Source organism: Leisingera sp. ANG-M7, assembly GCF_000813965.1.
Classification (GTDB): domain Bacteria; phylum Pseudomonadota; class Alphaproteobacteria; order Rhodobacterales; family Rhodobacteraceae; genus Leisingera.
In genome coordinates this window covers 194,851-219,789 of the sequence record NZ_JWLI01000016.1, presented here as the reverse complement: position 1 = coordinate 219,789, position 24,939 = coordinate 194,851, and the positions used below count along the sequence as shown (strand labels likewise).

Here is a 24,939-nt window from a genome sequence, read left to right as displayed (position 1 = left end):
ACTATCTGCCTGAGCAGAGGGCCACAGGCAGGAAGTTTCAGCTAGGCTCGCCGGACAGGTTGCACGATTGGATAAAGGCGCAGCACTCCTCTGTCAGCGCGGCAAAGCGGGACCGCTCGCGCTGGTACAGGTAAACCGCGCGCTTGTCGGGCAGGTCGGCAATCGGACGGAAGGCGGTGGCTTCCGGCATGAAGCGGGCAACGGTCTGCGGCAGCACCGTCACCCATTTCCCGGTGCGCACCATGGTGATCAGCGAATGGGTGTTGTGGATCGTCACGTCGGCATTGCTGCTGGCCTCCACAAAGCACTCGTTGCGGATCAGGTCGCACAACGCATTGCGGACAAAGGATGCGCCGGTCACATCGGCGATGGTTGGGGCGGCCTGTTGCCGGTACAGCGGATGATCCGTGGCACAGACCAGTCCAAAACGGTCCTCGAACAAGGGAACCGCCTTAACACCGTTCAGCGGGTGGTAGCCGGAGGCGATGCCGATGTCCGCCTTGCCTTCTGCCAGCGCATCCAGCACCTCCTGAGTGTCCGTGTCGCGCAGTTCCACCTTGAGACCGGGGTGGCGCGCTGTCATGTGCTCCAGCACTTCCGGAAAAACCAGCGCCGCAACCGATGGGACAGACACGATCTGCAGCAGTCCGTGCGCTGCTTCCGCTGCCAGTTCGATGCTCTGCACGGTCTGGTCAAAGCGGCGCACTTGCTGCTGGGCCAGCTCAAAGACCTGCGCACCCAGCGGCGACAGCTGGTTCTTGCGCTCGCCCTCAAACAGCTTCTTTCCCAGATGGTCCTCCATCTGCTTCAGCGTCATTGAAACGGCGGATTGGGTCCGTCCCAGCCGGTTTGCGGCTTCTGACAGGTTGCCGGTCTGCGCCACAGTGCAGAAGGCGCGCAGCATTTCGACTTTTAGGGCCACGCTTTAAGTTTCCTGAAGTTGCTTACAGTTTATTGAGTTTGACTGATGTGGTCCGTGGAGTCCATCCTGCTGTAAACCTGAAATTCTGCATCTGGGGCTTTTCCGTGACCAAACTGAACCTGATTGCCGGCGAATGGCTGGCGGGCGAAAGCGAAATCGAAAACCGCAACCCTTCGGACCTGAGCGATCTGGTTGGTATGTTTGCCCAAGCCAGCTCCGATCAGCTAGACGCCACTCTGGCTCAGGCGCAGACCGCACAGCGCGAATGGGCTGCCTACGGGCTGGAGCGCAAGCAGGCAGTGCTGATGAACATCGGTAATGAGCTGATGGCCCGCGCCGAAGAACTGGGCACGCTCTTGAGCCGCGAAGAAGGCAAGCCGCTGGCCGAGGGCAAGGGCGAAGTCTACCGCGCCGGCCAATTCTTCACCTATTATGCGGCCGAATGCCTGCGTCAGATCGGTGAAAATGCCGACTCCGTGCGCCCTGACATCGAGGTGGACGTGCGCCGCGAAGCGGTGGGCGTGGTGGCAATCATCTCTCCTTGGAACTTCCCGACCGCAACCGCATCCTGGAAAATCGCGCCGGCGCTGTGCTACGGCAACGCCGTTGTTTGGAAGCCTGCGAATATCACTCCGGCATCCGCTGTTGCCCTGACTGAAATCATTGCCAAGCAGGACATCCCCAAGGGCCTGTTCTCGCTGGTTATGGGTTCGGGCCGTTCGATCGGCCAGCGCCTGGTCGAAAGTCCCAAGGTGAACGCAATCTCCTTCACTGGCTCGGTGCCGGTGGGCAAGGGCATTGCGTCTGCTGCTATCCAGAACCTGACCAAGGTGCAGATGGAGATGGGCTCCAAGAACGCGCTCGCCGTAATGGACGACGCCGACCTGGATCTGGCCGTCTCCTTGGCGCTGGGCGGTGCCTTTGGCGGTACCGGGCAGAAATGCACCGCTTCCTCCCGGCTCGTGGTCCACGCGGCCATTCACGATGCCTTTGTCGACAAGCTTGTCGCCGGGGCGCAGGCCATGAAAGTGGGCCACGCGCTGGAAGAGGGCGTGCAGATGGGGCCGGTGGTCAGCGAGCAGCAGCTGAATGAAAACCTGGCCTATGTAGACCTCGGCAAATCTGAAGGCGCCGAGCTGGCCTGCGGCGGCCAGCGCCTGGAGATGCCGCACGAAGGCTTCTACATGTCCCCGGGCGTGTTCCTGAACACCACCAACGACATGCGCATCAACCGCGAAGAAATGTTTGCGCCGCTGACCAGCGTGATCAAGGTCGGCAGCTACGACGAGGCGCTGTCCGTGGTGAATGACACCAACTTTGGCCTTACCTCGGGAATTGTCACCCAGTCGCTGGCCCGCGCCACCCACTTCCGCCGCAATGCGCGCACCGGTGTGGTGACCGTCAACCTGCCGACCGCAGGCACCGACTACCACGTGCCCTTCGGCGGCCGCGGCGACAGCTCCTATGGCCCGCGCGAGCAGGGCAAGGCAGCGGCGGAGTTCTACACCACCGTCAAGACCGCCTACATCAGCGCCGGCAAGCCGGTCTGAGAATGAAACCGTGGCAGCGCCGGACCCCGGCATGCCAGTTTGCGGAAGCGCCCGCCCGCCTTGTTTCCCCTGCGGCGGGCGCTTCCTGCCCGCTGCCTGAGGGCCGGGTGCTGGACTTATAAAACCGAGGTGCTTGAATGACCGGATACCGTATCGACTGCCTGCAATATGCCAACTGGTCGGAAAAGATCTTCCGCCAGCTGCGCGAAGGCAACGTGGACGCGATCCATGTCACCATTGCCTATCACGAGAACTTCCGCGAGACGGTCCTGAACTTCGAGAAATGGAACCGCTGGTTCGAGCAGTACCCGGATCTGATCATGAAGGGGCAGTGGGCCTCGGACATCGACAAGGCCCGCGATACCGGCCGTACCGCGGTGTTCTTCGGCTTCCAGAACCCCTCGCCGATGGAGGACGACATCGGCCTGGTCGAGATCCTGCACACGCTCGGCGCCCGTTTCATGCAGCTAACCTATAACAACCAGTCTCTGCTGGCGACCGGCTGCTACGAGGCAGACGACATGGGGATCACCCGCATGGGCAAGCAGGTGATCAAGGAAATGAACCGGGTCGGCCTGGTCGTGGATATGAGTCATTCCGCCGACCGCTCCACCATTGAGGCGGCGGAGATTTCCACCCGTCCGATCGCCATCACCCATGCCAACCCGCATGAATGGTCGCCTGCGCTGCGCAACAAGAAGGATGATGTCATACGCGCAGTCACCGGCCACGGCGGCATGCTGGGCTTTTCGGTCTATCCGCACCACCTGAAGGACAAGTCCGACTGCACCCTGCAAAGCTTCTGCGAGATGATTGCACGCACCGCAGAAAAATACGGGGCAGAACATCTCGGCATCGGCACCGACCTTTGCCAGGATCAGCCCGACAGCATCGTTGAATGGATGCGGGTCGGTCGCTGGACCAAGGAAATCGATTACGGCGAAGGATCAGCCGCCGCTCCGGGTTTCCCGGAAATGCCCAGCTGGTTCAAGGACAACCGCGACTTTGGAAATATCGAAGAAGGCCTTCGCGCGACGGGCATGAACGATGACGAGGTCAGCGGCATCATGGGAGGGAACTGGTACCGGTTCTTTGCCGAAAACTTTGGCCCAAAGGGATAGGTCATGGAAACAACCGCGCAGACAACGATATCACGACGGGATCCGGCTCGGGTGATGCGCCTAAGCCGTCTCGGCTCCCTGCATCAGTGCCGCCTCAGCTTCATGCGGGTGCTGACACGCCGCATGGCCCGGGAAAACTGGAGCTTTGCGCGCCCCAAGTTCGATATCGATGCTAAGGGCGTCGGGGTGGCGGTCTATACCGCCACCGGCCCTGCGCGGACCTATTCCTTGATTGCCTTTGCCCACGATCTGCCGCCGGAGATGCGGTCGGACCGGGTGATCGCCACCGCCTGGGATGCGACCTTTACCCTGTTCGACGGGGTGCCAACAGATGCTGACATTGAGCGTCTGTCTAAGAACGTGCCTTATCAGGAAGCCGGGCGGGTCAACGAGAAATCCTTGTCTGTCTCTCGCGCCAATCGCTCTGTGCGCCTGTGGGCGCATTTCGTCGATGCTTTGTCGCAGGGCCAGCAGCCGGATCCCGCGCAGGTGGACGCCGTCGGCTACTTGATGCGCACCACCGCCGTCTACGGCTCCGGCAAGCTGGGTGCTGCCGACCGGGAGGCGATTGCGGACCGCCCCGAACTCAACGCGCCGTTCCAGGCAGAGATGCTGTCGGTTTACCTCACCCGCGTCTTTGTCCGCGATCTGGTCGAGTACATGGCCCGTGCAAAGGGCGGCGAAAACGCCGTGCCGCTGGCGCCGGAAACCGCGCTTCGGCTGGGTATCGGAAACTCCACCGGCCTCGGTATGGCGCCCTACATCGTCAACCACCCGGTGCTGTTCAACAACTGGATCATGGCGCGGGAAGAGGCGATTGCCCGGGTGCGCTCGGTTGAAACGGCCACGGCAGAGGAAGCAGCCTGCTTCCGCCGCATGCTGCGGCGGAGTGAGCTGTCGGCAGCGCGCTGGCGCTCCGAACACCCAGTTCAGATCGAGAAGCTGGCCAGTCTTCACAGGGACCTTGAGGCTCTGGCCGCATGGACCGCCTCAGATGATCTGCTCAATGATAAACCCTGGGACCGCTTGATCCGCTGGAGCGAGACAGAGCTGAGCCTGGAGGGGCAGGAGCTGGCGGCCTCGCTGATCCTAGAACCCTATGCCGATCTGGTGGACGGGCTGTCTGACTGCATGGCTGACGCCAACAAGGATGCTTTCATCATCGACGGTGCAATGCCGGTCGCGCAGGTGCGGCAGCTGCTGAAAGACAGCTTTGGCTGGGCGCTGGAACTGGATTGGGCTGCCCGTGAAAACATCGCCCGCGCCTGGTATGTTTCGGAGGAGAAACTGGAACCGCGCATGGGCGAACGCTTTGATGAGCCGATTGCCGAGTATGAGCAGCCGCTGGCCCCGGCCCGTGACGCGGCCTTGGCCCATGCCGCGCTGGCAGATTGGCAAGCGGAGGAGCCCATCGCAGCCTTCCTGCTGCGCCACCCGGAACACCGCCATACCGTGCGCCGGGCGCAAATGAGCCTGGTGGCGCCTTACGGCGAAATCCGCAGTAACACCATCAGCGACCGGGTGCTGCCAATCGACATGCTGCGGGCGAAACTCTCGTTTTTCGGGGCGACGCATTTCGACCCACGCTCCGACCGCTGGGTGCGGATCTGCATGTATGCAGGCGCGCCCTACCCGGAGGACCTGACCACCGCCAATGCCGACCTGTGGGTTTATCCGGAGGCAGATCAATGAGCTATTCGCTGAACGAAGTCGAAGCCACCGCCAAACGCGCCGCCCGCGGCGCTGGCTACAGCTGGGGTCTGGCCGAAGAGGCTGCAAAGGCCACCCGCTGGCTCTCTGCGCAGGGGCTGGACGGTTCCGCTGTGCTGGCAGGCCTGCTTGAAGCGGGACATGCCGCGGACTTGTCCGCCCATGCGCCGCAAAGCTTGCAAGGAGAGTGGCAGGCAGGGGCACCTCTCTGTCCGCTGGCAACCGGCGCAGCCTTGTCGGACTGTGCTGCCGGTCTTAAGCAGGCACCGCTGGTGCTCGGATCTGTCACACAGCCCGCGATGATCCTGCCATTCGCCGCGCTGGCGGCCCGCCAGCTTGGCGCCTGCATCGCTGTCGAGGCGGAGGGCATTCAGGCCGTCACCGACGGGTTCCAGCTGCAGTGCGAAGGCGAACTGCCGGATGCGGCGGACAGGCTGACAGTCCGCGCTGAGGGCACTGTTGCCCGTCCGAACCGCAGCCATACTCGGGCTGAACCAGCGGAGGCGGCCTGGGCCGTCCTCAACCGCTTTGCCCATAAAACCTACGCTCCGGCCACCGAGGAGTCGCGCCTGCTGGGCGCCGGCGCCGGGTTGTCGGACAACGACTGAAGAGGCGTCGACATGACCGAAACCAGAACCATGACCCTTGCTGAGATCGAGGATATCGCCTTCCGTGCCCTGGTGGCCGCAGGCACGTCCGAGGCCAATGCCCGTCCGCTGGCGGTTGCCACCGCGGCCACCGAGGCGGACGGCGTTGCCAGCCACGGCCTCGCTTACATCCCGATCTATGCTGAGCATGTGCAATGCGGCAAGGTGGACGGGCAGGCGGCTCCGGTTCTGACCCGTCCCCGTCCCGGTGTTGTTGCAGTGGATGCGGCCACTGGTTTTGCCCATTCCGCCATCGACCAGGGCTTTGAAGCGCTGATCCCTGCCGCCCGCGAGCAGGGCGTTGCGGTGCTGGCCATCCGCAACAGCTACAACTGCGGTGTTCTGGGCTACCATACCGCCCGCCTGGCGCGCGCCGGACTGGTGGGGCTGGGCTTCACCAACGCGCCGGCCTCAATCGCGCCCTCCGGCGGCAAGAAGCCGGTTGTCGGCACCAACCCGTTCTCCGTTGCTGTACCTGGCGCGGATGGCGAGCCGGAGCTGCTGATCGACCAGAGCGCCAGCACCATCGCCAAAAGCGAAGTAATGAAGCACGCCCGGGAAGGCAAGGAGATCCCGTTGGGCTGGGCGCTGGATGCCGACGGCAACCCGACCACCGATCCGGACGCGGGCCTCAAAGGCTCAATGGCGCCTTCGGGCGGCTACAAGGGCGTCGGCGTGGCGCTGCTGACCGAAATCATGGCTGCTGCGCTGACCGGTGCCACGCTGGGCATCAACGCCTCGCCGTTCTCCGGCACAGCAGGCGGACCGCCGAAAACCGGCCAGATGTTCATCGTAATCGACCCGGTTGCGACAGCAAATGACGCTTTTAGTGCCGGAATGGCCGGGATCGTAGAAGCGGTGCGCGGCCAAGACGGCGCACATCTGCCCGGAGACGGGCGGCGGGCAAAACGCTTGCAGGCCCGTCAGGACGGCGTCGCTGTCAGCGTGGCAACGCTGGCAAGGATCGAAGCCCTGCTGGGCTGACGCCAGATACCGGCGGTTGCGCGAACCGCCGGACAATCCGCACCCCGGTGCGGCACGTGCGAAACGGGAGGAAACGCATGTCAATAAAGCAACCTTTTACGGATCTGGAGATCAAGACCTCCGACGAGGGCTTCTATAAGGGGCACAGCGTCGAGATCGCCTTGCTCAGCAAGGGGATCATGGTCGCCCTGGTTCTCTGGGCCCTGGTCTGGCCGGCAAACGCCACGGGCGTTCTGGGCAGCCTCAATTGGCGGATCCTTGAGGATTTCAACGCCTTCTACATCATCATCGTCGGTTTCTTCGCCTTTTTCCTGTTTGTGGTCGCCGCATTGCCGCAAACCGGTAAGCGGATCATGGGGGGACCGGGCCAAGGCAAGGAGTTCTCGGATTTCTCCTGGTTCTCGATGATGTTCGGCGCCGGATTGGGCGTCGGCCTGATGGTCTTTGCAACCGCCGAACCGCTGGGCCTCTGGGGCTCCAACCCGGTGGTCCTGGCACAGGAAGTGACTGCCAACACCGAAGAGGCCGTTCAGTCCGGCTTCCGCTACACGTTCCTGCACTACGGCTTCCATGCCTGGGCGATCTACGTGGTGACCGGCCTGTCGCTGGCCTACTACGCCTATACCCGTGATATGCCCCTCACCATCCGCACCGCGCTGACACCGCTGTTCGGCAAGCTCATGAACGGCTTCCTGGGCCATGTCGTTGACGTGCTGGGCGTTGTTGCCACCATCTTGGGTGTCTCCGTGACCATCGGCTTCGGCGTCTCGCAGTTCGTGGACGGCGTCTATGCCATCACCGGCATGGAATGGATGATGGACATGAGCGGCGACGCGCCTGCTCCGGGCACCGTTGGCCTGCTGGCCGGCCTGTTCGCAATCATGGGCCTGTCGATCATCTCGGCTGTGTCCGGTGTTGGCCGCGGCGTGAAGTATCTGTCGAACCTGAACCTGGTTCTGTCGCTGATCCTGCTGCTGACCTTCGTGGTCTTCGGCTCCTTCATGTTCGCCATGACCACCTATGCCTCGGCTTTCGTGGACTACATCCTGCACTTCACATCGCTCAGCTTCGGTGCCTACGGCCCGCAGTCCCCGGCTGACTTCGCAGCAGCCCTGCCGGCTGAGGCAGCACCTTACGCCGACGCGCTGCGCGGCGGTGCAACCAACGCCTGGGGCTCCTTCGATGGCTTCAAGTCCGGCCTGGAAGGTGAAGCCGCAGCTCTGTCCGACGACGTTCTGGCAGCAACCTACGCAGCCGGTGAGGCGCAGCGCCAGTTCGGCTGGCAGGCAGGCTGGACCACCTTCTATTGGGCCTGGTGGATCGCGTTCTCGCCCTTCGTGGGCCTGTTCCTGGCGCGCATTTCCCGCGGCCGCTCGGTGCGTGAGTTCATCCTCGGTTGTGTGATCGCTCCGGCACTGGTCTGCTTTGCCTGGATGGCCATCCTGGGCGGCACTGCCATCGACCTGGAACTGAACGGTGCAGCCGAAGGTGCCATCATCGGCGCCTCCAACACCGCCAAGCTGTTTGTGACCCTTCAGAGCATGATCGACGGAGGCCTGCTTTCCGGCATCACCATCATGTGCGTTGTGCTGATCATGACCTTCCTGGTCACTTCGGCAGACTCCGGCATCCTGGTGATGAACACCATCATGTCCGGCGGCGACCAGAACATCGGCAACAAGCACAAGATCGTTTGGGGCCTGATCCTGACCGCCGTGATCGGCACCCTGCTGTTCGCAGGCAAGCAGAATGGCGGAGCCGACCCGATGGAAGCGCTGAAAAGCGCGATGATTATCGGCGCGCTGCCTTTCACCATGGTCATGGGCCTGATGTGCGTGTCACTGGCCAAGGCGCTGTTCCGCGACGGCCAGCGTGAAAAGGCTGCGGCTCCGGCCGAATGAACAAAACACCGGGCAGCGCTGCCGCGTTTGCCCGGCCGTTTTCGAACCACCCCTGATGGGGTTGAGAAGCCGGAGGAGAGATCCTTCGGCTTCTTTTTTCGCCGTGCAGCGGCGGGCTGGAAAACCGCGCACAAAAAAGCGCCCCGGATATCCGGGGCGCCTCTATGTCTTGCCTGTGGCGGTTTATGCCGTCAGGTCGAACCGGTCGGCGTTCATCACCTTGACCCAGGCCGCCGCAAAGTCGCGGACAAAGGCTGCGGCGCCATCATCCTGGGCATAGACCTCCGCCAGCGCCCGCAGCTGTGAGTTTGAGCCAAACACCAGATCCGCGCGGGTGCCGGTCCACTTGACTTCGCCGCTGGCCCATTCACGGCCCTCGTAAGTGCCGTCGCCAGACGGTTTCCACTCAACACCCATATCCACGATGCCGCTGAAGAAATCGGTGCTCAGTACACCAACCCTGTCCGTGAACACACCATGCTTGGAATCGCCGTGGTTGGCACCCAGCACCCGCAACCCGCCAATCAGCGCGGTCATCTCCGGCGCGCCCAAGGTCAGCAGTTGCGCCCGGTCCACCAGCATCTTTTCGGCTGGGACGCTGTACTCCGCCTTCTGGTAGTTGCGGAACCCATCGGCCTCCGGCTCCAGAACCGCAAAGCTCTCGACGTCGGTCTGCTCTTGCGTGGCATCGGTGCGGCCCGGGGTGAAGGGCACATCGACCGGGTGGCCTGCCGCCTTGGCGGCTTCCTCGACACCAACGCTGCCTGCCAGCACGATCAGGTCAGCCATCGACACTTTCTTGCCGCCGGACGCATTGGCGTTGAAGCCGCTCTGCACCTGTTCCAGCGCTTTCAGCACCTTGGCCAGCTTGACGGGCTCGTTGACCTCCCAGTCCTTCTGCGGCGCCAGCCGGATGCGGCCGCCATTGGCACCGCCGCGCATGTCGGAACCGCGGAAAGTCGAGGCCGAAGCCCAGGCCGTGGAAACCAGTTCTGCAACTGAAAGCCCAGTGCCCAGAATGGCCGCCTTCAGCTGCGAAACATCCTGTGCATTGACCAATGGGTGATCAGCGGCCGGCAGGGGGTCCTGCCAGATCAGGTCTTCCGCGGGCACGTCGGTCCCCAGATAACGCGACTTCGGCCCCATGTCGCGGTGGCACAGCTTGAACCAGGCGCGCGCAAAGGCATCGGCGAATTTCTCCGAGTTGGCATGGAAATCGCGCGAGATCTTCTCGTATTCCGGGTCCATCCGCAGCGACATGTCGGCGGTGGTCATCATCGGGGCATGGCGTTTGCTGGGATCATGGGCATCCACCACCATGTGTTCGGGCTTTACGTCCTGTGCTTCCCACTGCTGAGCGCCTGCCGGGCTTTTGACCAGCTTCCACTCATAGCCGAACAGCACGTCGAAATAACCCATGTCCCAGGTGGTCGGGTTCGGCTTCCACGCGCCTTCGATACCCGAAGTGGTGGCGTCTCCCCCTTTGCCGGTGCCATGCGCATTGGCCCAGCCAAAGCCCATCTGCTCCATTGCGCCTGCTTCCGGCTCGGCTCCCACCAGCTCCGGGTCGCCCGCGCCATGCGCCTTGCCAAAGGTATGGCCGCCTGCCACCAGCGCCACGGTTTCCTCGTCGTTCATGCCCATCCGCGCAAAGGTGTCGCGCACGTCGAAGCCTGACGCCACCGGGTCCGGATTGCCGTTCGGCCCTTCCGGGTTCACGTAGATCAGGCCCATCTGCACTGCGGCCAGCGGGTTCTCCAGGTCTCGGTCGCCGGAATAGCGCTTGTCGCCCAGCCACTCGGTCTCGGTGCCCCAATAGATGTCTTCCTCCGGCGCCCAGATATCCTCGCGGCCGCCGCCAAAGCCGAACACCGGCCCGCCCATCGATTCAATTGCGCAGTTGCCCGCCAGGATCATCAGATCCGCCCAGGAGATCTTGTTGCCGTATTTCTGCTTGATGGGCCACAGCAGGCGGCGCGCCTTGTCCAGGTTGCCGTTGTCCGGCCATGAGTTCACCGGCGCGAACCGCTGGTTGCCGGTGCCGCCGCCGCCGCGCCCGTCGGCAGTGCGGTAGGTGCCGGCACTGTGCCAGGCCATGCGGATGAACAGGCCGCCGTAATGGCCATAGTCGGCCGGCCACCAGTCCTGGCTGTCGGTCATCAGCGCAAACAGGTCTTTCTTCACCGCTTCCAGGTCAAGAGTCTTGAACTCCTCGGCGTAGTTGAAGTCCGCTCCCATCGGGTTCGACTTGGGCGAATGCTGGTGCAGGATCTTCAGGTTCAGCTGGTTCGGCCACCAATCCTGGTTCGAGGTGCCGCCGGCGTCGGTGTTCAGCGCTGCGCCGTGCATCACCGGGCATTTTCCTGCGGGGGTATTTCCGTCCATTTCCATCTCCGATCGTGGCTTCAATTGTTTGAACTGCGATGTGGGGGAGGCCTCCCGGAACCAATTCGCGAGCCTGAGTGCCGCCTGGAAATGCAAGCGGGTCACAGGCTGCCTGTGCCGGGTCTCCCTGTCTTTCTGATCATGAGGCTAGCAGGGAAAAGCCATTGGGATAAGTTGCATTTATTCATCGCTCTGATAATCAATTCCTATGATAAACGTGACCCTTCGCCAGATGCGCTACTTCGAGGCGCTGGCCCTGCATCGCCATTTCGGACGCGCGGCCGATGCCTGCGCGGTTTCTCAGCCGGCTTTGTCTGTTCAGATCAAAGAGTTGGAGGAGGCACTGGGGGTGCAGCTGGTGGAACGCGGCGCCCGGCAGGTGCGGCTCACCAGCCTGGGCGAGGATCTGGCCGCCCGTGTGCGCGGCATCCTGCGCTCGGTGGATGAGCTGGGCGAGCTGGCCCGGGCCTCGCGTGACGGGCTGGCAGGGCGGCTGCGTATCGGGGTGATTCCCACCATTGCCCCCTATCTGCTGCCCTCCATCGTGGGCACGCTCACTCGTCAGTACCCCGAGGCCGACATTCGCGTTCGCGAAACGGTGACGCCCAAGCTGCTGGAGGAATTGGGGGAGGGGCGGCTGGACACGGCCATCGTCGCACTGCCGGTTTCTGAGCCATCCTATGAAGAGGTGCCGCTGTTCTCCGAGGACTTCGTCCTTGTGCGCCCTGGCGAGGATGCGGGCACCCCTGCTCCTGGCCCGGATGGCCTGCGCGAAATGCGCCTCCTGCTTCTGGAGGAGGGGCATTGCTTCCGCGATCAGGCGCTTTCCTTCTGCAATATGCAGTCCGCCGCCCCGCGGGAACTGCTGGACGGCAGTTCTTTGTCGACACTGGTGCAAATGGTCAGCGCCGGAATAGGCGTGACGCTGATCCCGGAAATGGCGGTGCCAGTGGAAACCCGGTCTGCCGTGGTGTCAGTTTCCCGCTTCCGTGATCCGCAGCCCTCGCGCACCATTGGCATGATCTGGCGCCGCAGCAACCCGCTGGCACGGCAGCTGATGCAGGTGGCTGAAGTGGTCCGCCAGGCTGCGGACGGCCTGCGGGCCAGCTATGCTCCAATGAGCTGAAGCGGGGCAGGGGCCCGTTGTGGTGAACAGCTGGCCGCCTGCCTCCGTGGCAAGGCGGACGCATCAGGACCAGATGCCCCAGAAATGGTGCGCATTGGGCACGCTCACAGGCATTTTAACGGCTCACTGTTTCCAGTGGCGCGTCACATTGTTAACGTACCGTTAATAAAAGACGAAGCAGGCATACAGGCAGATGAAAACGGGCTTTCGTGGCACGTTTGTTATTTCCTGGTCGCAAACTGAGATCGACGGCCTCCCGGCTGCTCCCAAGGACGCACTTGATGCGGGGGCGGCGTGGTCCTGGCACGGAGATGCCGTGCAGGTGGATGGGCCTGCAGGGCTGTTGCGGCTGGGTGGGGCAAACGGCGAGGCAGAGTTGCGCCGCCGGGCGGCACGTTCTGTGCGCAGGCTGGTTGGGGCTGCGGTGCAGAACCGGACCGATGTCGATGCGGTTGAAATTGACGAGCCGCTGATGGACAGCTGGTTTGTCGTCACCAATGGAGTGCAAAGCTTTACGGCAACGCTAATTGAGGCAGGGCCGGACCAGAACCCGCTGTTGATGTTTGTCGATCAGCTGCCGCCACGCGGAACCGACCTGTGGGTCGTGCACCACGTGCTTGGCACCGCCGGGACAGCCCGCCCAGGCGGCGAAGCCGGGGTCATCTGCTTTACTCCTGGCACGCGGATTGCAACCCCTGACGGGCCGCAGCCGGTGGAGCAGCTGCGCGAAGGCGGCAAGGTTCAGACCCGGGACAATGGCGTGCAGGAAATCCTCTGGATCGGTTCCCGCCGGATCAGCGGCGCACGGCTGTACGTCATGCCGCAGTTGCGGCCAGTCCGCATTCAGGCGGGGGCCTTGGGCATTGACCGGCCGGAGCGGGAACTTCTGGTGTCCCCTGATCACCGGATGCTTCTGCGCGGTGCCGGAGTGCGGACACTGTTCAACACGCCCGAGGTACTGGTTGCTGCCGGTGATCTGGTCAATGGCTCCACCATCCAGCCCGACACCTCCGTGCGAGAAGTCACCTACATTCACCTGATGCTGGCCAATCACCAGGTGCTCTGGGCCAACGGGGTGGAAACAGAGAGCTTCCATCCCTGCAACACATCGCTGACTGCACTCAGCCAGCCTGACCGGGAACGCCTGTTCCACCTGCAGCCGGAGCTGGAGCACGATCCGCTGGCCTATGGCGCCCATGCGCGCCGTAACCTCAGCGCCACGGAGGCGGCGATTCTGGGGCATGAGGCAGCCTGACCCCTTTCGGCGGCAGGGGCAGAGGGTTACTTCACGGCCAGAAGCGGGGAGGCGATGCAGATTTCCTGCCGGACAGGCAATCACTGTGTTGACTCTGCCCCATCCCCCTATATAAGCGCGGCTTCATTGGTGTTGGTGGCCCCCGCAAGGGGATCCCTGTCATGCCGAAAAGGCAAGAGGACAACGCCCTTCGAAACTTAAGAAGGAGATCAGCCGTGACCAAACGCACGTCTGCCAAGTACAAAATCGACCGCCGCATGGGCGAAAACATCTGGGGCCGCCCGAAGTCCCCGGTCAACCGCCGCGACTACGGCCCGGGGCAGCACGGCCAGCGCCGCAAGGGCAAGCTGTCCGACTTCGGCATCCAGCTGCGCGCCAAGCAGAAGCTCAAGGGCTACTATGGCGACCTGACCGAAAAGCAGTTCCGCCGCATCTACGGCGAAGCCGTGCGTGTGACCGGCGACACCGGTGAAAACCTGATCGGTCTGCTGGAGCGCCGCCTGGACGCCGTCGTCTACCGCGCCAAGTTCGTGGCAACCGTCTTTGCTGCCCGCCAGTTTGTGAACCACGGCCACGTGACCGTGAACGGCAAGCGCGTGAACATCCCCTCCTACCGTGTGAAAGAGGGCGACGTGATTGAGGTCCGCGACAAGTCCAAGCAGATGGTTGCGCTTCTGGAAGCCACCCAGCTGGCTGAGCGCGACGTTCCGGACTACATCGAAGCCGACCACTCCAAGATGACCGCAACCTTCGTGCGCACCCCCGGTCTGGGCGACGTGCCGTACCCGGTTGTGATGGAACCGAACCTGGTCGTCGAATTCTACGCCAAGAACTAAGCCTGCTGCCCACTGGGGCATCTGGCGGAAGGGCTGTCCATTCGGGCAGCCCTTTTTCTTTGCCGGTTTGCCAGGCTGGAACCGTGCCGGACGGGCACCCCAAAAGCGGTGGCTCGGCGGCGGTATTGGGTCTATCCTGAGGCAAAACATCAGGGAGTGACCAATGAAGATCTTGATGAAAGCCGCCGCCGCGGCAACGCTCGCGGTGCTGGCTGCATCGGCTGGCGCCGCACCGCTGAAGCTCACACCAGCGAATCCCCAGCCCTCAGGCGTCATGCCTGGCCTGGCGGTGGTTTACGCTTATCCACAGGATGTGAAGACTCTGGCCGAAGCCTCCTCAGCGCTGAAAATCAGCAGCGAACCGGGCCGTCCGATTGCCGGGCTGGACAACCGAGATACCGAAGAAGGGCAGAACACACTAACTGCCAAACGGCCGATGCATGTGGCGGCCCGCATCACCGGCTATGTCAAGCTGGACACCCCGGGTGTCCACAATATCGACTTTCTGACCAACGACGGGCTGCTGGCTAGGATCGGCGGTCAGGTCGTGGGTGAATACGATGGCCGTCAGTCCTGCGACAGCACCATCCTCACCCAAGTCGAGGTACCCTCGGCCGGCTGGTACCCGGTTGACATCCTCTATTTCCAGCGTCTTGGCACCGCCTGCCTGCACATGCGGATGGGGCCGGATGGCAAGCGGCCGAAATGGATGAAAGACAGCGCCTTCGGGCACTGACAGTCAAGACTGCGGGGCAGGGTGCGCATTCCCTGCCAGCATCCTCACAAGGGCAGCGGGCGCCCCTCAGTGATGGCTTCCATCGCAAAATAGGATGTCACGCTGTCCAGCTCCACGCCTGCGATCAGCCGCTGGTAGACCTTGTCATAGCTGGCCATGTCCTCGGTCACCACTTTCAGCTGGTAGTCGTAGTCGCCGCCGATGCGGTGGAAATCCACCACTTCCGGGATGGTCAGCACGTGGCGGCGGAACTTCTGCAGCCAGTCCGCCGAATGATGCCGGGTGCGCAAGAGCACAAACACCACCAGATCCAGCCCCAGCTGCTTGCGGTCCAGCCGAGCGGTGGAGCCCTTCAGCAGCCCGCTTTCGTTCAGCGCCTTCAGCCGCCGCCAGCAGGCATTCTGCGACAGCCCCACTTGATCCGCCAGCTCCCGCTGGGACAGGCTGGCATCCTGTTGCAGGGCACGCAAAATGGCGCGGTCAATCTTATCAGCATTTTTGCTCATGGTGCGATCATATGACACAAAAAATGCGATATCTACTCAGTTATTGATAAAGTTTACGCGCCAGTTTCCGTTCATAATTCTTCAATAGAATTCGGAGGCGCGACATGACCTTGGCAGCATTCAAACAGACAGTCCGGCAAGCCGCACAGGACGGCACCCTTGGCCGCAGCGTGATTGGCGACGGGGTGATGATCCCCGGCCTCGATGGCGATGTGCCGCTGGTCTATGCCGACTATGTCGCCTCTGGCCGCGCCCTGCGCCAGGTGGAGGATTTCGTGGTCGGCCAGGTCCTGCCCTTCTACGCCAACTCCCACACTGAGGCGTCCTATTGCGGCACCCAGATGACCCGCCTGCGCCGCGAGGCACGGGCCGAGATCGCCCGTCTCACCGGCGCCACTGCACAGGACGCGGTGATCTTCACCGGCTCCGGCGCCACTGCGGGCCTCAACCGGCTGGTCAGCCTGTTTGGTGTGAACGAGGCCGCCCGCCCGGTTGTCTTCATCGGCCCGTATGAGCATCACTCCAACATCCTGCCCTGGCGCGAAAGCAAGGCAGAGGTGGTGGAGATCCCGGAGGCCGCAGAAGGCGGCCCGGACCTTGCGGTGCTGGAATTGGCGCTGAAGCAGCATGCGGACAGCGAGCTGAAAATCGGCAGCTTCTCTGCCGCTTCCAACGTCACCGGCATCGTGACTGACCCCGATCCCATCAGCCGCCTGCTGCGCGAACACGGCGCGCTGTCGGTCTGGGATTACGCCGGCGGCGGCCCCTATTTGCCTATCGACATGGGGCAGGGCGGCGCTGCGCGCAAAGATGCTGTCGTGGTCTCGCCGCACAAGTTCCCTGGTGGCCCCGGCGCCTCCGGCGTGCTGATCGTCAACCAGACCGCAGTGCGCCGCCGCTGCCCGTCCTGGCCCGGCGGCGGCACCGTCAGCTTTGTTTCTCCCTGGCGGCATGAATACAGCCAGGACCTGGCCGCCCGCGAGGAGGCCGGAACCCCCAACGTGATTGGTGACATCCGTGCGGCGCTGGCGTTTCTGGTCAAGGAAGCCGTGGGTCAAGAGCAGATCGAATCCCGCGAGGCGAAATTCGCGCAGATGGCCTGGCAGGGCTGGTCCGCCAACCCGCGCCTGCGCATCCTCGGCCATCGTGGTGCGCACCGGCTGCCGATCTTCTCTTTCCTGGTCAGGGATGCGGCCGGCAACCCGGTGCACCAGCAACTGTTCACCCGTATGCTCAGCGATGTTTACGGCATCCAGGCCCGCGGCGGCTGCGCCTGTGCAGGCCCGTATGCGCACCGTCTGCTGGGCATCGCGCAGCCGGAATCCGAAACCCTGTTTGCCGACCTGCAGGCGGGGGAAGAGATGAAGAAACCCGGTTGGGTTCGGCTCAACTTCTCCTACCTGATGGAGGAGGAGAAGGCGCAGTACATCATTGATTGCGTCAATGACCTGACAAAGAAGGCAGGGGAATTTTCTGTTCGCTACAATGCTGACCCTGCGACCGCGCGGTTCAAATCCCAGGCCGCCTGAAGCAAACGCAAGGGGTGCTTTCCTGCTTTAGGGAAGCACCTCACATACTTGTGATATGTAGGCAGCCGCCCCCGGTATTTAAAGGGGGAATGTCTATTCCAAATCCCCCGCGACTGCACGCCGCGGGCATGTCAGGCTTCCGACAGTAGTTATTTTGTTGGAGCAACGTCATGGCTCTCAAGCTTTCCGCCCCTGTTGGCGACAAGAAACGGATTACCAAGCCGGACCCGAAAACCGGCGAAAGCAAATTCAAACCGGTCAAGAATGCCCCGGCAGATGTCGAACTTGTGCGCCTCATGCTCAAGGCGAACGGCTATTCCATCGGCATCAGCACCAAATGCGATTCCGGACTGATAAGCACCATCAAGGATTTCCAGAAGAAGAAGCTGGGTTTCAGAAAGCCCGACGGCATCGTCGATCCCGGCATGCGCACTTGGAACGCGGGTCTGCCCAAACTGGCAGCAATGCATGCCGCCGACACCAAGATCGAGCGGGTCGAGGTGGTCGAGAACGGCAAAACCAAGCTCATCACGGTTGCTGAGTTCGAGGCCGGTCAGGAGGAACTGCGCCGCAAGCTTCTGGCCAAGGCCAACATGATGTACGGCCAGGCGGAATCCTGGGTGGATTTCTGTAACGAAGTGGAGAATACCCGCCAGGGCAACGAAACCTTTCTGAATGCGCTGACCGAATTTGCCGTCAGCATGGTTAACGACAAGACCGATCCGCCTTGGACCCCGATCCTGAATGCGCGATCCGAGGCAAGCTTCCTCAAGACACTGACCAGCAAGAAAAAACCGGACTGGAAAAAGGTCTACAAGCAGGATGTGAAGGCCTCCAAGGCCTATAACACCGGTGGCAAGGCTTTCAAAAAGTTTATCGACCAGCGGATCGCCACGGCCGGCGGCATAGTCTGGAAACTGGAAGTGGTGCGGGAAGTCTCCTTTGCCGTGGTCGAAACCTACATGACAGCGCGTCTTGTGGCGACCAAGGGTATGTCACCGGCCAAGGCCCACGCCATCGCGGCAGCCAGCACCGAGGCTCTGAAATCCAGTGCAGGCCAGCTGGGTGAGCATCTGGCAGGCAACAAGGTCACCTGGGACGGTGCCGCCAAGAAGGTCTTCATCGACAGCTTCATCGCGGGCCTCGCGGGCGCAGCGGGTGGCAAGCTGACGGCCAAGCTGTCCGCGGGCCTTGCCGATGACCTGGCCAAGGCCGCCGCCTCCAAGCTTTCGCGCGAGATGCCCAAAAAGGCGGTGAAGGTCTTTTTCGAAAAGTTCCTGAAGTCCAAGGCCGGCGAAGCCATGGTGACAGAAGCCTTGAAGGAAACCATCGGTCTGGCCAAGCCCCTAATCGAAAAGGGCCGCCCGCCGAACACCAAGGAGATCAAGGAAAGCATCGCCAAGATCCTGACCGCGGGCATCATGTCCGCAGGTGCTGGCAAGGTGCTCGACAAATTCTCTTCGGGTTTCACTTCGGGTGCCGAGAAGTTCCTCAAGACGAAACTGGCCCCTGCCGCCATGGAGGGCGCGGTCAAGAAGGATCTCATCGCCAAATACGGCACCAAGGCGACCGAGGATTTTATCAAGCTGCACGGGGATGCCATCTATGGCGAAATCGCCAAGCAGATTTCCGGCAAGACGCTCAGCAAATATGCTGGCGAGGCGCTGAACGGCGCGGATGGCTCGCAATCGGCCTCGACCATGCAAAAGCAGGCAAATGAGGCGATGCGCAAAGACATGGAGCTGCGTAAGCAGATCCAGAAGATCATCATGGCAGAAGCCAAACGCAAAATGCCCAAGGGCGCAGCCGCGCATTAACGCGAGCATGCGGCCGGGGCAGGCTGCCGCTGGGGGGTGGCAGCAAGGGGGAAGCGTCATCTTGGTGCTTCCCCGCCAGCGTTTGGGCCGTTATGACGGGTTGGAATTAAGGAGCCCGTATTATGACCCAACTCACACCGCAGCCCGGTATCATGGACATCGCTCTGTATCAGGGCGGGGCTGCCCATGTGAAAGGGGTGAGCAATGTTGTGAAGCTCTCCTCGAACGAGAACCCGCTTGGCCCCAGCCCGCGCGCCGTTCAGGCGATGCAGGATGCGGCGGCGAATATGCACCGCTATCCCGGCTCGGATCACGCGGCGCTGCGGCAGGCGATCGGCGAGGTGCACGGGCTGGAACCGGAGCAGATCATCTGCGGCGCCGGCAGCGACGAGATTATCGCCTTCCTGTGCCAGGCCTACGCCGGCCCGGGGGATGAGGTGCTTTACACCGAACACGGCTTTGCGATGTACCGGATCAGCGCGCTGGCTGCCGGCGCCACCCCGGTAGAGGTGAAGGAGCGCGAGCGTGTTACAGACGTGGATGCGCTGCTGGCAGGCTGCACCGCCAGGACCAAGCTGGTGTTCATCGCCAACCCCAACAACCCGACTGGCACCATGATCAGCGAGGCCGAGGTGGCCCGGCTGGCCGATGGCATCCCCGCGGGTGCGCTGCTGGTGCTGGACGGCGCCTATGCGGAATATGTCGAGGGTTTTGATGCCGGCGCGGCCATCATTTCCTCCCGCAGCAACGTTTTCATGACCCGCACCTTCTCCAAGATCTACGGTTTGGGCGGCGCCCGGATCGGCTGGGGCTATGGACCCAGGGAAATCATCAACGTGCTGAACCGGGTGCGCGGCCCCTTCAATGTGTCCAGCACAGCGCTGGCCGGGGCCGAGGCATCGGTGCGCGACACGGATTACGTGGACCACTGCCGCGCCGAGAATGCCAAGTGGCGCGCCTGGCTGGCCAATGCGCTGGCCGAACTCGGCGTACCGTCTGACGTCTCCAGCACCAACTTTATTCTGGCCCGCTTTTCCAGCCAGGCGGAGGCGGAGGCCTGCGATCTTTACCTGCAGGCGCAGGGGCTGATTGTGCGCCGGGTGGCGGGCTACAACCTGCCCACCGCATTGCGCATTACCATCGGTGACGAGGACTCCTGCCGCCGTATTGCGCAAGGTGTCAAAGCGTTCAAAGAGGGCAAGGCATGAGCGAGCAAGTATATGGCCGCGTCGCGCTGATCGGCCTGGGCCTGATTGCTTCTTCAATGTTCTGGGCGATGAAACGCGCAGGGCTGGCAGGCGAGGTTACCGGCTATGCCAGGAGCGAAGAAACCCGTGCGACGGCTCGCAGGATCGGCCTCTGCGACCGCGTCTGCGACAGCGCACGCGAAGCGGTGCAGGACGCCGATCTGATTGTGCTCTGTGTGCCGGTCGGCGCCATGGGGCCGGTGATGGAAGACATCGCGCCGGTGCTGAAGCCCGGCGCGACCGTGTCGGACGTCGGCTCGGTCAAGCGCCATGTGATCGAGGCGGTGCAGCCGCATATTCCAGACGGTGTGCACTTCGTCCCCGCTCACCCGCTGGCAGGGACTGAGCATTCCGGTCCCGAATCCGGGTTTGCCGAACTGTTCGACAACCGCTGGTCGCTGCTGGTCCCGGTCGAAGGCACCGACCCCGAGGCCACCGCCCGCCTGCGCGCGCTTTGGGAGGGCATGGGGGCGCATGTCGACGAGATGGACGCCGACCACCATGACCTGGTGCTGGCCGTCACCTCGCACACGCCGCACCTGATTGCCTACACCATGGTCGGCGTGGCGGATGACCTGCGCCGGGTGACAGACAGCGAAGTGATCAAGTATTCCGCCGCCGGTTTCCGCGATTTCACCCGCATCGCCGCCTCGGATCCCACCATGTGGCGCGACGTGTTCCTGACCAACAAGGACGCGACGCTGGAAATCCTGGGGCGCTTCACCGAAGAGCTGTTTGCCCTCCAGCGCGCGATCCGCACCGGCGACGGCGACCACCTGCACGATTATTTCACCCGCACCCGCGCCATCCGCCGCGGCATCATCGAAGCAGGCCAGGACACGGACGCGCCGGACTTCGGCCGGGGGCAGAAGAAATGATGCGTGCGGGCGTGCTGATCCTGGCTGCCGCGTTCGGCGGGGCATCTCTGGCCTCGACACCGGATGCCTCGATGGAGCCGCCCGCACGTCCGGTACCGGACGCGCGCCTTGAAGCCGCGGCAGCACCGTTGCCGGGCATGCGCCCGGTCTCCCGTCCGCCTTCGGAGCAGCGCCTTGCAGCAGCCTCACGGCCCGCGGACCTTCCGCTGCTGGCCCCCGGTGCATCCTTGCAGCCATTTGCACGCCCGGACAGCCTGGCAGAACAAGTGCTTTTCAAACGCCGCCAGCGCCGCAAGGGCTCGGTCTGCGGTGACATCGACATCCAGGGGGACGATGTGGGCCATGTCTCTGGCACGCTGCCGGGCTGCGGTGCCAAGGACGCGGTGAGGGTGCGCGAGATCGCCGGGGTGCGCCTCAGCCAGGCTTCGCTGATGACCTGCAACACCGCCCGGGCGCTGAAGACCTGGATCAACCGTGAGGTCGAAACCGCCTTTGGCCGCGGCAACAAGGTGGTGTCTCTGCGCGTTGCCGCCCATTACGCCTGCCGCACCCGGAACAACCGCCCCGGAGCCAAGATCTCGGAGCACGGCAAGGGAAAGGCGATCGACATCTCCGGTTTTACGCTTGCCAGCGGTGAGACTGTCACAGTCCTGCACGGCTGGCAGAACCGCAAGACCCGCAAGAAGCTGAAAAAGATCTGGCGCGCCGCCTGCGGCCCCTTCGGTACCGTGCTGGGGCCAGAGGCGGACCGCTATCACAAGGACCATTTCCACCTGGACGTGGCTCGCCACCGCGGCGGCACCTATTGCCGTTGAGGCCCCGGGCAGCAATCCAGGATCCCCTGTTCCTCTGACCCCCAATGCCCCGGAGCGCGAGGCAGAGCCTCGCGAAAAATTCCCGGATGGATACGAGCCAGCGTTTGGCCTAGCGGATGATCAGCCGCGGTGCGTAGCCCAGCGGCAGCGGACCAAGGGTGACATAGCCGTCCGCAAACCCCAGCGTGATATCCAGGTTCTGCGGGTTGCCGCTGGCGCCGGCCAGCAGTCCCAGCACCCGCTCCACCGAGTTGCGCAAGGAAGGGGGCAATGCGCCACTGCGCTCAGCCATCAGCACTAGCCCGCGCCAGTTTTCCGCCTGCAGGGCAATCTCTCCCTCCGGCAGACCCTGTTCATCCACCGTCAGCGCGCCAGTGGCCTTGAGCCGCAGATCGCCCCAGCGGGCATCGGCCAGCTTCAGATCAATCCGGCGCGGCTGCGGCCGCCGCTGCTCCAGTGCGGAGCGGTCCCAGGGTGCGTCAAAGGCCACCGTCATCTCAAGCGCCAGCGTGTCGAAGCGCTCCGGCAGCGGCGCACTGGCCGCCAAGAGCCGCCGCCAGGCGGCCCGCGGGGCAAACTCCCTGATGTCTGCAGTGATCCGGTAGGTTTCCAGGCTCTCCGACTGAACCGCCCGCAGATCCAGCGCCGCACCGCTCAGCACCGTTTCGCCATCCCTTGCAATCTGCCAACTGTCAGCAACAGCCGCCATCTGCTCCAGCTCCAGCGCCGCACCAGGCTTCAGATGCAGGCTGGCCTGCAGTCCGTTAGCGGTGGTCACCGCGGTCTGGTCATAATAGGACAGTCGCTGCGCCGTCGCCGGGAAATGCAGCTCCAAATGCCCGGGCCAGGCGGCGGGGCTGTCCAGGTCCAGCCAATCCGCCCGCCAGGCAGTGCCGCTGCGCGGATCCGCCAGCGCCAGGCGGCTGATCCGGGTCTGGTGGCGGAATGGATAGCCCTGCGTCTCCAGCCCTGCATACTCCGCCTGCCAGCCGCGGTTTTCCTGCACTTCGAACCAGGCGGCAATGCCGCGCTTCAGCCCCCATGCGGCCGCTGCCCAATACAGGCTCCACAGCAGCAGGGCCGCAATCAGCAGTTTTGCCAGGCGCATCGCATAGCCTCTTTTGTCCGGGTCAGGATTGCTGTTTATAGGGAGGGCACGGAAAGGGCCAGATGACATGACAATGTGGGTTTTCGGATACGGATCACTTCTTTGGAACCCCGGTTTCCCGGTGGCGCGGCGCGAGGTCGCGGTGCTGCACGGTTATGCCCGGTCCTTCTGCATGTCCTCGATCCACCACCGCGGCAGCGAGGAAAAGCCCGGCCTGGTGCTGGCGCTGGATGCCGTTCAAGACGCCCATTGCAAGGGCATTGCCCTGGCTGTCGAAACGGGCAACGAGGAACAGACCCTGGCAGAGCTGCGGGAGCGCGAGCTGATCTCCTCGGCCTATCTGGAGCGCGACCTCAAGGTGGAACTGGCGGATGGTGCCTTGGTCACCGCCGTCACCTACGTGATCGACCCGCATCATGTGCAGTACTGCGGCGGCCTCAGCCTGGAGGATCAGGCCCAGATCATCGCCCATGCCGTGGGCGGCCGCGGTCCCAACACCGAATACCTTTATAACACGGCGGAGCACCTGGCCGAGATCGGCCTGCATGACAGCGATCTGGACTGGCTGGCAAGCCGGGTGCGGGAAATCACCGCATAAAGCCTTGGCGGTTCTGACACTTTGCTTATAGGCTGCGTGGCAACACGAGCAGACAAAAGTGTCAGGAGCCACAGGAAATGGCGCAGCCAGACCGTAAGACCCGGCCGCAGTTCTCCCAGCCGGTGCGGCAGATCATCATGATGCTGATCGCGCTGGGGCTATCCGGGTTTGGCGCCTTTGTGGCGCTGCCGCGGGTGCTGCCGGTGTTCCAGGCCAATCCTTGGCTCAACGGGTTCATCGTCTTTGTCTTTGTGATCGGGGTGCTGGCCTGCTTCTGGCAGGTGGTGCAGCTGATCGGCTCGGTGCGCTGGATCGAACGCTTTGCCGGCGGCGACAATCAGGAGCACCGCCGCCCGCCCTCGATACTGGCGCCTCTGGCCTCGCTCCTGGGCTCGCGCAGCGCCCGGATGCAGCTGGGTTCGGCCTCCACCCGCTCCATACTGGACTCGGTGGCCAGCCGTATTGACGAAGACCGCGAAATCACCCGGTATATCGTCAACTTGCTGATTTTCCTGGGCCTTCTCGGCACGTTCTACGGCCTTGCCACCACCGTTCCCGCCGTCGTCGACACCATCCGCAGCCTGGCGCCGCAGGAGGGCGAAGAAGGCCTGTCGGTTTTCAACCGCCTGATGACAGGCCTTGAAGCGCAGCTGGGCGGCATGGGCGTGGCCTTCGCTTCCTCGCTGCTGGGCCTTGCCGGATCGCTGATCGTCGGCCTGCTGGAGCTGTTTGCGGGCCATGGCCAGAACCGCTTTTACCGCGAGCTGGAGGAATGGCTTTCCTCCATCACCCGCGTCAGCTTCTCCTCAGGCGAGGAGGGCGCCGGCGAAAGCGGCGTGGTTTCCCAGGTGCTCGACACCATGGCGGAGCAGATGGAGATGCTTCAGGAAATGTTTGTCGAGACTGCCGAAGGCCGCGCAGCGGTGGACCAGCGGCTAACCGAGCTGGTGGAAACCATTCAGGAAATGAACCGCCGCCAGGATCAGACCGGCACCATCACCGCGGCACTGGACCGGGTTGCGGTAGGGCAGGAGGCGCTGACCGAGATCCTGCGCGCGCAGGGAGAGCACGGCGGCATCGACGCCGAAAGCCGGATGCGGCTGCGCTCCATCGACGTGCAGATGCTGCGCATCCTCGAAGAAATCTCCGCAGGCCGCCAGGAGAGCCTGGCCGAACTGCGCAAGGATATCGACCTGATGATCAAGGCCTTCGCGCGTCCGCGCGGACTGTCCCGCGGCGGTCTGCCGGACCGGGGCCCGGGGGAATAA

General features: G+C 63.3%; 21 protein-coding genes. 17 read left to right on the top strand and 4 right to left on the bottom strand.

Annotated elements, in window-relative coordinates:
- Positions 1 to 37: 37 nt before the first annotated feature.
- Positions 38 to 922: a LysR family transcriptional regulator gene (locus RA26_RS17750; protein ID WP_039185888.1), complete on the bottom strand. Its 885-nt coding sequence runs from the start codon at positions 920 to 922 to the stop codon at positions 38 to 40.
- Between the two features lie 104 nt (positions 923 to 1,026).
- Here RA26_RS17750 and RA26_RS17745 point away from each other — a divergent pair, with 104 nt between their 5' ends.
- From RA26_RS17745 to RA26_RS17720, 6 genes are all read left to right on the top strand, one after another.
- Positions 1,027 to 2,472, top strand: a complete 1,446-nt coding sequence (locus RA26_RS17745) for an aldehyde dehydrogenase family protein (protein ID WP_039186023.1) — start codon at positions 1,027 to 1,029, stop codon at positions 2,470 to 2,472.
- Positions 2,473 to 2,609: 137 nt separating this feature from the next.
- Complete coding sequence (locus tag RA26_RS17740) at positions 2,610 to 3,593, top strand: membrane dipeptidase (protein WP_039185886.1); 984 nt, start codon at positions 2,610 to 2,612, stop codon at positions 3,591 to 3,593.
- A 3-nt stretch (positions 3,594 to 3,596) separates the two neighbouring features.
- Complete coding sequence (locus tag RA26_RS17735) at positions 3,597 to 5,285, top strand: hypothetical protein (RefSeq protein WP_039185884.1); 1,689 nt, start codon at positions 3,597 to 3,599, stop codon at positions 5,283 to 5,285.
- Positions 5,282 to 5,911, top strand: a complete 630-nt coding sequence (locus RA26_RS17730; protein WP_039185883.1) for a DUF3726 domain-containing protein — start codon at positions 5,282 to 5,284, stop codon at positions 5,909 to 5,911. The genes RA26_RS17735 and RA26_RS17730 overlap by 4 nt, the downstream gene beginning before the upstream one ends.
- Positions 5,912 to 5,923: 12 nt before the next feature.
- Positions 5,924 to 6,934 (top strand): Ldh family oxidoreductase, encoded by a 1,011-nt coding sequence (locus RA26_RS17725; protein ID WP_039185882.1) that lies wholly within the window; start codon positions 5,924 to 5,926, stop codon positions 6,932 to 6,934.
- Between the two features lie 77 nt (positions 6,935 to 7,011).
- Complete coding sequence (locus RA26_RS17720; protein ID WP_039185881.1) at positions 7,012 to 8,835, top strand: BCCT family transporter; 1,824 nt, start codon at positions 7,012 to 7,014, stop codon at positions 8,833 to 8,835.
- A gap of 183 nt (positions 8,836 to 9,018) precedes the next feature.
- Here RA26_RS17720 and katG read toward each other — a convergent pair whose 3' ends face one another.
- Positions 9,019 to 11,220 carry a catalase/peroxidase HPI gene (gene katG / locus RA26_RS17715; RefSeq protein WP_039186021.1) on the bottom strand — a complete coding sequence of 734 codons (2,202 nt, stop codon included), beginning with the start codon at positions 11,218 to 11,220 and terminating at the stop codon, positions 9,019 to 9,021.
- A 208-nt stretch (positions 11,221 to 11,428) separates the two neighbouring features.
- Here katG and RA26_RS17710 point away from each other — a divergent pair, with 208 nt between their 5' ends.
- The 4 genes from RA26_RS17710 to RA26_RS17695 all read left to right on the top strand — a co-directional run bounded on the left by RA26_RS17710 (position 11,429) and on the right by RA26_RS17695 (position 15,173).
- Complete coding sequence (locus tag RA26_RS17710) at positions 11,429 to 12,346, top strand: LysR substrate-binding domain-containing protein (protein ID WP_039185880.1); 918 nt, start codon at positions 11,429 to 11,431, stop codon at positions 12,344 to 12,346.
- A gap of 193 nt (positions 12,347 to 12,539) precedes the next feature.
- Positions 12,540 to 13,601 (top strand): Hint domain-containing protein, encoded by a 1,062-nt coding sequence (locus RA26_RS17705; RefSeq protein ID WP_039185879.1) that lies wholly within the window; start codon positions 12,540 to 12,542, stop codon positions 13,599 to 13,601.
- 215 nt (positions 13,602 to 13,816) lie between these two features.
- Entirely contained in the window at positions 13,817 to 14,437 is a 621-nt protein-coding gene (gene rpsD, locus RA26_RS17700) for a 30S ribosomal protein S4 (protein WP_019297863.1), read from the top strand.
- 163 nt (positions 14,438 to 14,600) lie between these two features.
- Positions 14,601 to 15,173, top strand: a complete 573-nt coding sequence (locus tag RA26_RS17695; RefSeq protein ID WP_039185877.1) for a PA14 domain-containing protein — start codon at positions 14,601 to 14,603, stop codon at positions 15,171 to 15,173.
- A 44-nt stretch (positions 15,174 to 15,217) separates the two neighbouring features.
- On the opposite strand, the gene RA26_RS17690 is transcribed toward RA26_RS17695, so the two are convergent.
- Positions 15,218 to 15,679, bottom strand: coding sequence for an Lrp/AsnC family transcriptional regulator (locus RA26_RS17690; RefSeq protein WP_039185874.1), 462 nt, complete (start codon positions 15,677 to 15,679; stop codon positions 15,218 to 15,220).
- 104 nt (positions 15,680 to 15,783) lie between these two features.
- Between RA26_RS17690 and RA26_RS17685 the strand changes: the two genes are divergently transcribed.
- The 5 genes from RA26_RS17685 to RA26_RS17665 all read left to right on the top strand — a co-directional run bounded on the left by RA26_RS17685 (position 15,784) and on the right by RA26_RS17665 (position 21,965).
- Positions 15,784 to 17,208, top strand: coding sequence for an aminotransferase class V-fold PLP-dependent enzyme (locus RA26_RS17685; RefSeq protein WP_039185873.1), 1,425 nt, complete (start codon positions 15,784 to 15,786; stop codon positions 17,206 to 17,208).
- Between the two features lie 170 nt (positions 17,209 to 17,378).
- A complete protein-coding gene (locus tag RA26_RS17680; protein ID WP_039185871.1) occupies positions 17,379 to 19,025 on the top strand; it encodes a peptidoglycan-binding protein in 1,647 nt (548 codons plus the stop codon).
- 122 nt (positions 19,026 to 19,147) lie between these two features.
- The gene (hisC, locus tag RA26_RS17675) at positions 19,148 to 20,233 is read left to right on the top strand and encodes a histidinol-phosphate transaminase (RefSeq protein WP_039185868.1); all 1,086 of its coding nucleotides are present in this window, start codon (positions 19,148 to 19,150) and stop codon (positions 20,231 to 20,233) included.
- Positions 20,230 to 21,150, top strand: a complete 921-nt coding sequence (locus RA26_RS17670; protein ID WP_039185866.1) for a prephenate/arogenate dehydrogenase family protein — start codon at positions 20,230 to 20,232, stop codon at positions 21,148 to 21,150. The genes hisC and RA26_RS17670 overlap by 4 nt, the downstream gene beginning before the upstream one ends.
- A complete protein-coding gene (locus RA26_RS17665) occupies positions 21,147 to 21,965 on the top strand; it encodes an extensin-like domain-containing protein (RefSeq protein WP_039185863.1) in 819 nt (272 codons plus the stop codon). The genes RA26_RS17670 and RA26_RS17665 overlap by 4 nt, the downstream gene beginning before the upstream one ends.
- Positions 21,966 to 22,074: 109 nt before the next feature.
- On the opposite strand, the gene RA26_RS17660 is transcribed toward RA26_RS17665, so the two are convergent.
- Positions 22,075 to 23,073, bottom strand: a complete 999-nt coding sequence (locus RA26_RS17660) for a DUF2125 domain-containing protein (RefSeq protein WP_039185861.1) — start codon at positions 23,071 to 23,073, stop codon at positions 22,075 to 22,077.
- A gap of 67 nt (positions 23,074 to 23,140) precedes the next feature.
- Between RA26_RS17660 and RA26_RS17655 the strand changes: the two genes are divergently transcribed.
- Together RA26_RS17655 and RA26_RS17650 are read left to right on the top strand one after the other, a co-directional pair.
- Complete coding sequence (locus tag RA26_RS17655; RefSeq protein ID WP_039185858.1) at positions 23,141 to 23,671, top strand: gamma-glutamylcyclotransferase; 531 nt, start codon at positions 23,141 to 23,143, stop codon at positions 23,669 to 23,671.
- Positions 23,672 to 23,748: 77 nt separating this feature from the next.
- Positions 23,749 to 24,939, top strand: coding sequence for a biopolymer transporter ExbB (locus RA26_RS17650; protein WP_039185854.1), 1,191 nt, complete (start codon positions 23,749 to 23,751; stop codon positions 24,937 to 24,939).